General features: G+C 64.4%; 8 protein-coding genes and 1 tRNA gene. 3 read left to right on the top strand and 6 right to left on the bottom strand.

The window, feature by feature from the left end; translation table 11 throughout:
- Positions 1 to 164: 164 nt before the first annotated feature.
- Positions 165 to 1,019, bottom strand: coding sequence for a LysR substrate-binding domain-containing protein (locus tag AC5RWX_RS18830; RefSeq protein ID WP_494097851.1), 855 nt, complete (start codon positions 1,017 to 1,019; stop codon positions 165 to 167).
- A gap of 143 nt (positions 1,020 to 1,162) precedes the next feature.
- Between AC5RWX_RS18830 and AC5RWX_RS18825 the strand changes: the two genes are divergently transcribed.
- Positions 1,163 to 2,545 carry an MFS transporter gene (locus tag AC5RWX_RS18825; protein WP_494097850.1) on the top strand — a complete coding sequence of 461 codons (1,383 nt, stop codon included), beginning with the start codon at positions 1,163 to 1,165 and terminating at the stop codon, positions 2,543 to 2,545.
- A gap of 7 nt (positions 2,546 to 2,552) precedes the next feature.
- Here AC5RWX_RS18825 and AC5RWX_RS18820 read toward each other — a convergent pair whose 3' ends face one another.
- The 3 genes from AC5RWX_RS18820 to AC5RWX_RS18810 all read right to left on the bottom strand — a co-directional run bounded on the left by AC5RWX_RS18820 (position 2,553) and on the right by AC5RWX_RS18810 (position 4,019).
- Positions 2,553 to 3,707: a N(5)-(carboxyethyl)ornithine synthase gene (locus AC5RWX_RS18820; protein ID WP_494097849.1), complete on the bottom strand. Its 1,155-nt coding sequence runs from the start codon at positions 3,705 to 3,707 to the stop codon at positions 2,553 to 2,555.
- A complete protein-coding gene (locus AC5RWX_RS18815; protein WP_494097848.1) occupies positions 3,704 to 3,844 on the bottom strand; it encodes a hypothetical protein in 141 nt (46 codons plus the stop codon). The genes AC5RWX_RS18820 and AC5RWX_RS18815 overlap by 4 nt, the downstream gene beginning before the upstream one ends.
- Before the next feature lie 101 nt (positions 3,845 to 3,945).
- A tRNA-Gly gene (locus tag AC5RWX_RS18810) sits at positions 3,946 to 4,019 on the bottom strand.
- A gap of 235 nt (positions 4,020 to 4,254) precedes the next feature.
- Between AC5RWX_RS18810 and AC5RWX_RS18805 the strand changes: the two genes are divergently transcribed.
- Positions 4,255 to 4,734, top strand: a complete 480-nt coding sequence (locus AC5RWX_RS18805; RefSeq protein WP_494097847.1) for an SRPBCC family protein — start codon at positions 4,255 to 4,257, stop codon at positions 4,732 to 4,734.
- A gap of 4 nt (positions 4,735 to 4,738) precedes the next feature.
- Here AC5RWX_RS18805 and AC5RWX_RS18800 read toward each other — a convergent pair whose 3' ends face one another.
- Complete coding sequence (locus AC5RWX_RS18800; RefSeq protein ID WP_494097846.1) at positions 4,739 to 6,373, bottom strand: CAP domain-containing protein; 1,635 nt, start codon at positions 6,371 to 6,373, stop codon at positions 4,739 to 4,741.
- Positions 6,374 to 6,587: 214 nt separating this feature from the next.
- On the opposite strand from AC5RWX_RS18800, the gene dcd reads away from it, so the two are divergent.
- A complete protein-coding gene (dcd, locus tag AC5RWX_RS18795) occupies positions 6,588 to 7,163 on the top strand; it encodes a dCTP deaminase (protein WP_494097845.1) in 576 nt (191 codons plus the stop codon).
- 20 nt (positions 7,164 to 7,183) lie between these two features.
- Here the strand turns inward: dcd and AC5RWX_RS18790 are convergent, their stop codons facing one another.
- Positions 7,184 to 8,365: a cation:proton antiporter gene (locus AC5RWX_RS18790; RefSeq protein ID WP_494097844.1), complete on the bottom strand. Its 1,182-nt coding sequence runs from the start codon at positions 8,363 to 8,365 to the stop codon at positions 7,184 to 7,186.
- Positions 8,366 to 8,367: the final 2 nt, after the last annotated feature.

Raw genomic sequence — 8,367 nt, 5'->3', positions numbered from 1 at the left:
GGGAAGCCGTCCCCGCCGGTGTCGAAGTAGTTGATCCGGACTCCGGGTCCAACGTGAAGGGCGAACTGCTGTCCGACGCCGGTGATTGCTGTCATGCGTACAACCTAGCTGGTAGGAGCCCGCAGGCGTGACCGGCCTCAATACCTTCCGAAAGGCCCCGGTGCCTAAGCCGGGCGGTTGATGGTCCGCCCCAGGATGGACTGTGTCAGTGCATCAATGACCTCGGAGTTGGCCAGGGGGTTGCGGATCAAGGTGAAATCCACGTCACCGACTGCCGGAAGGTCAAAACGGCGCGTGATGATCTTCAGGTCCTCGGGCACCAGCGAGGACGGCATGACGGCAACGCCGATGCCGGCTCGAACTGCGGCAAGGACGCCGCTGATCTGGCGCGTGGTGCAGGTGATGCGCCAAGTCCTGCCGTGCGATTCCAAGGCATCGATGGCGAGCTTGCGGCTCAGGCTGGGTGCGGGGTAGGCGATCAGCGGCACGGGAGCCCCGGGTTCCAGCACGGTCTGTTCCTGGCCAACCCAGGAGAACGAGTCATGCTGCACCACCGTGCCGTCCTTGGCCCCGGCGACCCATTTCACGAACACGAGGTCTAGCTGGCCCGCGTTGAGCTTCCGGTACAGCTGGTCACTTTGGCCAACGGTCAGTTCCAGGTTGATCTGCGGATAGATCTGCCGGAATTCCCGGAGAATCCGGGGAAGCCCGGTAATCGCAAGGTCATCAGCGGTACCGAACCGGAGTCTTCCACGCATGGCGGAGCCGGAGAAGTACCGCGCAGCGGCGTCGTGGGCGGAAAGGATATTCCGTGCGAATCCCGCCATGGCATCACCGTTGTCCGTCAACCGGACATCCCGGGTATCCCTCGTGATCAGCACCCGCCTGGCAGCTGTTTCAAGCTTGCGGACGTGCTGGCTGACCGTGGGTTGGGCAAGGCCCAGCCGATCAGCAGCCTTGGTGAAACTCAGGGTTTCGGCAACCGCCAGGAAGGAGCGCAACTGCGCTGGTTCAAACACGAGGACTCCTGTGGGGCAGAAAGCGGATATCGCCTGCATTGCAGTTCGCAATACGAGTTATAGGGACAATACGTCTCCATAATCGTGTGCACCCAGCCTAGCGTTAACGCATCCCGGACCGACTGCAATTTGAGGACACTCCTGTGGCACCCCCACCGCCTTTATCGGCAACTGTCACCCAGCCCGTCACCGACTCCGCACGTTCGGCACCGCCGGACCACCAGACGCAACCGCTCGCCGTCGTCCCTGAACGGCTGCCATGGAAGCACACTTTCATCTCGCTGAAGGTCCCGAACTTCCGAATCTTCGCAATCGGCCACTTTATCGCCGTCATCGCCATCTGGATGCAGCGCATTGCCCAGGACTGGATGGTCCTGCAACTTTCCGGATCCGTGACTGCCGTGGGGATCACAGTTGCACTGCAGTTCCTGCCTTCCCTTCTGCTGGGCCCGTGGGGTGGCATGGTGGCGGACAGGTTCGCCAAACGGAAGATCCTGGTTCTATGCCAGAGCATGGCCGCGGTTCTGGCCGCCGCGCTCGCGATTCTTGCACTGACAGGGGCCGTTGAGGTCTGGCACGTCTATGTCATCGCCTTGGTCCTCGGGCTGGTCACCGTGCTGGATCAGCCGGCCCGGCAAGTGTTCGTCAACGAACTGGTGGGCCCGAAGTACCTGCGCAACGCCATCAGCGTCAATTCCACCACCTACCAGTTGGGGGGCCTGATTGGCCCTGCCCTGGCCGGATGGCTGCTCACAGCGGTGGGGGCAGGATGGGCGTTCGCCGGCAACGCCTTCGCCTGCTGCTCCACCGTGGCCATGCTCCTGATCCTGCGGAAGGACCAGTTGTTCGTCAGCGCCCCCACGCCCAAGAGCAAGGGCATGCTGCGGGAAGGGCTCAGCTACGCTCTCAGTAAGCCCACCATCTATTGGCCGTGGCTCATGGCTGGCTTCATTGCGGTTTTTGCCATGAGCCTGCCCGTGGTGCTGGCCGCCTTCGCCGACAACGTTTTCAACGTCGGGGCAGGAGGCTACGGACTGCTGAACGCCCTCGTTGCCCTCGGGGCCATTGCCGGCGCGGTCGCCTCTACCCGGCGCAGGCAGTTGCGGCTGCGCTCCGTGGTGTTCTGTGCCGGCATGTACGGAGTCATGCTCTGCCTTGCCGCCGCTGCGCCATCCATGGTGATGTTCGGAGCGGTGATGGTGCTGTCCGGATTCTGGTGCCTGATGTTCCTGACGGGCTCCAACCAGCTGGTCCAGGTCAGTTCAAACATGAGTATCCGGGGCCGGGTGGTAAGCCTGTACATCATGGTGCTCGTCGGCGGCCAGGCCATCGGCGGGCCGATGCTGGGCTGGCTCGCCGAGCACGCCAGCCCGCACATGGCGCTGCTGGTGGCCGGGGGAGTCCCGGCCCTCGCAGCACTCACCGTCGCCGTCATACTGGCTCGAAAAGGCTCGCTGCTGCTGCGGGTCAGCCTCAAGGACCGCCGCCACCCCGTGAGTATCGTCAGCAAGGCGACGGCGGCCTGAAGCGTGGCTACAGGGGCAAGTGCGGGTACACGCCTTCCCGTTTCTGGAACTCGAGGACATCCTTGTTGCGGATTACGCCGTCGCGGATGACGATGGCCCGTGTGATGGTGTCGTTCCCGGCCCACGCCTCCGGGCCATCGATGACCGTTTCCAGGAACGGAAGCAGGGCCTGGCTGATCTCCCAGGTGGAGGAGTTCCAGAGGTAGGACGGGCTGTGGTCCACCGCGTAGTAGTTGATGTGGTCACCGACGCTGAACATCGGATCTGCGAACGTGGTGGACCTTGCCCAGCTGAAGCCCATACCCTCGTCGCAGGAGACATCTACGATCAGGCTTCCCGGCTTGAAGGCGGCAAGATCATCCGTCCGCAGATAGGTCAGCGGATTATTGGGGTCCTGCAGGGTGCAGTTGACCACGATGTCGCTTTCGGCCAGGAACGGCGCCAGCGGCACCCGCCCCCGCTCGGTGATGACCTGGCTCAGGAAGGGCGCTTCGCCGTCGTGATCAAACTGGACGATATTGACCGAATGAATGGGAGCGCCGACGGCGGCGACACCGCGGTTGGTCAGTACCTGGACGTCGTGCACACCATGCGCATTCAGCGCCGTCACCGCGCCGCGGGCTGTGGCGCCGAAGCCGATCACCACCGCGCTGAGGCGCCGTCCGTAATCGCCGGTGGAACCGGTCAGCGCGAGAGCGTGCAGGACGGAGCAATACCCGGCGAGCTCGTTGTTTTTATGGAAGACGTGCAGGCCGAAGCCGCCATCGCTGGCCCAGTGGTTCATCGCCTCGAAGGCGATCAGCGTCAGCTTCTTGTCGATAGCCAGTTGGGTGATGGCACGGTCCTGGACGCAGTGCGGCCAGCCCCACAGGATCTGGCCGTCCCGCAGCTCGGCCAGATCCTCAGGTTGCGGCTTTGGCAGGAGAACGACGTCGGCCTCCGCCAGCAGTTCAGCCCGGCCCGCCATCCTGCCCACAAGGGTGGACAGATGCGAGTCCGGGACTCCGAAGCGCTCGCCGTAGCCTTGCTCGAGGATGATGTGCCGGCGGATATCGGGCGCGACGCGCTCAAAATGCAGGGGATGGATGGGGAGCCGGCGTTCGGCCGGCTTCCGCGTAGACGCCAGGACGCCCAGGGTCAGTTTGTTCTCGAGGCCGGTCACTTCTTCTTAGCGGCCTTGCTGGACGTTACGTCCAGGGAGCTGGCCGGCGCGGAAGCGGCCCTCTTATCCGCGCGCTTTTCCTTAATGGATCTGCCGGACTTCTTGGATGCTGCTTGACGCGGGGACTTGTCAGCCATGGTTGCTCCTGTAGCGGAACCGAGGAGGTTCCTGACCTCTGACCATACACGCCGGTACCTAACGGCCCAGGGTGTTGTGCGGCGTCCCGCTGCTGCATTCGTGGAGCGGCTGACGGGAATCGAACCCGCGTATCAAGCTTGGGAAGCTAGCGCTCTACCATTGAGCTACAGCCGCATGGCCCCGTTTCAGGGGCAGAACATAGCTTAGCGCAGATGTGGCAGTGGACTGCCCAAGCGGAGGGCGGGCCGCCCGTGTCCGGTCACGGGGGCGTCATCCAGTAACTGTTCAATAACGTCCCGGGCGCTGGCTGGGTGGCGGCGGGGGAGCGCGGGCTAACCTGATCCGGGTAGCTGCAGAGCCGGGGGGTGCAGCTGCCGCGGCAGGTAGACGTCAACCATGAAAGATCCCGATGGCATTCGCAGAGCATGAGGTCCTCATCCGCCGCGACGCCATGGCTGTGTACCTGTACCTGCTCGACGCAACCAACCTGCCGTTCTGGCGGGACGGCGTCCGCAGCGTCAAGCTGCTGCGTGGTCCCGCCGGAACCAGGGGCGCCGTGTACCGGCAGATGGTGTCAGGGCGGTCCGGCCTGAGCATTCCGGCCGACCTGGAAATCACCCAGGCCAGGCCAGGGGCTGAAATCAGGTTTGACGTCATTTCTGGCCCTGCGTGCCGGTCGGGCGGCTACTACCTGAGCACGGAAACGTCGGGCACGCGCGTCCGGTTCGCGGTAGAAGCCGAGCAAGAGGGGACCTATGGCTTCCTGAGCCGGATGACTTTCCTGAACCGGCTCGGCTTCCTAAACACGATGATGCAGCGGAGCCTCAGCTCGGAGGTAGGCCAGCTGGAGCGCCTCAAGGATGTCTTGGAGCTCCAACCGGCCATATAGCCTCTTACTGCGCCAGCCGCTGCCCCGCCCATGGGCCGGTAATGTTCGACGGCGACGCAAGGCTTCCGGACGTCAGGTCCCAGTACTGCACCACGTCCGAAGCGCGGCGCAGCGCCACCCCCGTGGAGTTGAGCCCGGTCACGTCCCGCAGCGGCCGAATGCCCGTGACATCGCCCCAGCCGGTGGCGACGGTAGGCCTCGTCTCCGCGCGCAGGGCGGTGGTGCCCCAGCCGCGGTGCAGCTGCACTGATCCGTTTGACCGGAGCGCCAGGATGTCCTGGAACCCGTCCGCATCGTAATCCACCATGGACAGCTTCCGGGCGGCGCCGATGTTGCCGATCAATCCGCGCTCGGAAAGATCGCCCAAGCCCTTATTGGGATACAGGAAAAGGTTTCCGGCTCCGTCCAGGGCTACAAGCTGGGGGAACCTGTTGTTGGCGCACCAGCCACCCACTGAAAGGGTGAGGGTCTCCCAGCCGCCGCTGCCGAGCGTGACCGGTGCCTGGAATCCGCCGGCGGCAATGCCACGGTGCAGGGTGAGCGTGCCACTGGTCCATTGGGTCAGGAGGTCGTACGCGCCGTCGCGGTCCCAGTCCGTAGTGAACACGTCCTTGGCCCCTGCGAAGCCTGACCCTATGGACCTGGCCGCTGCATAGGTGCGCGCTCCCGTGGCCGCCCGGGCGAGGAGCTGGCCCGCCGGGTCAACTGTCACGAGGTCGGCCGGCCCCTTGATCGCTGCGGCAGAGAGGTCCACGGTGGGCGGCATATGCCGGACGGTAGCGTTACACATGCTTGGCGCCGGCGGGGGGAACGGATTTACGGATCCCGCGCCGCCGGGGGAATTGAGGGTGCCGGCTGGAAGGGTGGTGTAGCCAAAGAAGTTCACCACGCCCCAGATCTTGTACGTACGGTCCGTGTAAGAGATTCCGGCACCCATGACATTGAACCGCGGATCGATCAACATTGCGTTGTGGCCGGGGGAGCCCTTCCACCACTCCACCAGTTGCGCGGCGTCACGGTCCGTGCGGATGGCAATGACCTCACCGGCGCCGTTGTTGGGATTCATGGCACGGGGGTCAGTCCAGAAACTGGCGCGGTGCTCGATGATTTCACGGGAGGCAATGCTGTCCGACCACTCCTGCGCCAGCCCTGCCACGGTGGGGTGGTACTTCACCGGGTTCAGGCCCTTGGACGCCCGGTATTCATTGATCCTGTTGAACACCGTGAGGACCGCCGCCGCATTGCTGTCCTGGATCAGTGCCTCCGTCGAGGGCAAGGCAGCAGCGGACTCGGGGGCGGCCAGGCGCTGGGTCGAAGGTGAGGACAGATCTTCGTCCGGAGCCCACAGCGGCGGGATCGAGGGGACTTCCGGGGCTGGTTCTTCGGCTGCAGGGGTGGCCGGAACGGGTGCGGTGAGGGTTTGCGTGGCAGGTGCTCCAGTGGCTGGCTCCTGTGCTGCCGGCACCGTGGTCCCAGCCGGTGATGCCGGGCGGATATCCGGTTCCACGGCGGGGGTGAGCCCGGACGCAGCTGAGCCGTCGGCTGAGGAAGGACCGCCGTCGTTGTTCACGCTGGCCGGGCCCAGGGTGACGCTGCGGGGCCCCGCCGAGCTCGCAGCCTGGCCCTGCGGAAGTGGCATGGGCACGGTGCCCGCAGACGAGGAAACCAACGCCAACGCGCAGAGCACGCCAATAAAAGAGGGCGCGACCAATCTATTCACAACATCCCCAGCTCTGTTGGGCCATCCGGGAGACCATCCGGCGCCTGAATCACTAAGGCAACACTAGCCCCACGAGATGACAGGAACAACGAAAGAATGCGGCTGTGGATAACCGATACGGTAATTTGGGACGGTGCTGATCTCTGACCGCGATATTCGCGCTGAAATAGACTCCCAGCGGATCGTGCTGGAACCGTACGAGCCGGCGATGGTGCAGCCGTCGTCGGTGGATGTCCGGATCGACAAGTTCTTCCGCCTGTTCGACAACCACAAGTACGCGCACATCGATCCGGCCGAAGAACAGCCGGAGCTTACGCGCCTCGTGGAAGTGGAGCAGAACGAACCCTTCATCCTCCACCCGGGCGAGTTCGTCCTTGGCTCCACTTATGAGACGGTGACGCTCCCTGATGACATCGCTGCCCGGCTGGAAGGCAAGTCTTCCCTGGGAAGGCTTGGGCTGCTGACCCACTCCACTGCAGGGTTCATCGATCCGGGCTTCTCAGGCCACGTCACCCTGGAACTCTCGAACATGGCCACGCTGCCCATCAAACTGTGGCCAGGCATGAAGATTGGCCAGCTGTGCTTCTTCAGGCTGACCTCCGCGGCCGCCTACCCGTACGGGCAGGGCGACTACGGCAACCGCTACCAGGGCCAGCGCGGGCCTACGGCCAGCCGCAGCCACCTGAACTTCCACCGGACCGCTATCTAGGCTTTCGCAGCAACCGCTGACTAGGCTTTGGCAACAACGCCCGCGGGCGGCAGCACGGTCTTGACCAGCGGTTCCACATAGCGGGCCGCCAGCGGACCGACAACTGCCATGATCAGCACATAGGCAGTGGCGAGAGCGGCAAGTTCGTCTGGAACCGCCCCGGAGGCAAGGGCCAGCCCGGCGATGACAATCGAGAACTCGCCGCGTGCTATCAGTGTGGCTCCAGCACGAAACCGGCCGGGACGGGCGATGCCCACTCGCTTGGCGGCCCAGATCCCGGTTGCCATCTTGGTGACTGCGGTGATGAGGGCGAGCACGAGAGCCCAGCCGAGCACTGGTGGAATCGACGTGGGGTCGGTGTTTAGCCCGAACGCCACAAAGAAGATGGCTGCAAACAGGTCCCGCAACGGTTCCAGGATGCGGGTGGCGTTGTGGGCGGTGGCGCCGGAGATCGCGATCCCGAGCATGAAGGCCCCCACTGCCGCGGACACCTGCATGGCGGAGGCCAAACCGGCCACCAGCAGCGCGGCGCCAAGGACATTCAGCAGGAATACCTCGGAATTCTCACTGTGCACGGCCTTCGAGACCCGGTGTCCGTGGCGCAGCGCAATCATCAGGACGAGGCTCACCACAGCCAGTGCCACGCCGACGGTGGTCAGCCCGCCCAGGAAGCTCACCCCGGCCAGCATCGCCGTAAGGATGGGCAGGTAGACAGCCATTGCCAGGTCCTCAAAGACCAGGATGGACAGCACCACGGGAGTTTCACGGTTGCCCAGCCGGCCCAGGTCTGTGATGACCTTCGCCGCGATGCCGGACGACGAGATGTAGGTAACGCCGCCCATCACCATGGCGCCCACCCCGCCCCAGCCCAGCAGCAGGGCAAGGCCGGCTCCGGGCAGGAAGTTCAGGACGAGGTCGAGCACGCCCGCCTGCCAGGAGCGGCGTAGCCCAGTGAAAAGCTCGGCGGCCGAATATTCCAGTCCGAGCATAAGCAGCAACAGGATAACGCCGATTTCCCCTGCCAGGTGCGAGAACTCCTTGATGCCGTCCAGCTCAACGATGCCGCCTGCACCGAAAGCGAGCCCGCCCAGAAGGTAGAGCGGTATGGGTGACATTCCGATCCGTCCGGCCAGCCTGGCCAACAGGCCGAGGCAGAACACAACGGCCCCCAGTTCGATGAGGGTCAGGGCCAACGGGTCCACAG

The sequence above is a fragment of the Arthrobacter sp. SPT-J7 genome (assembly GCF_059089965.1).
Note: the sequence above shows the minus strand (reverse complement) of the source record. Positions and strands in the feature narration are given on the sequence as shown.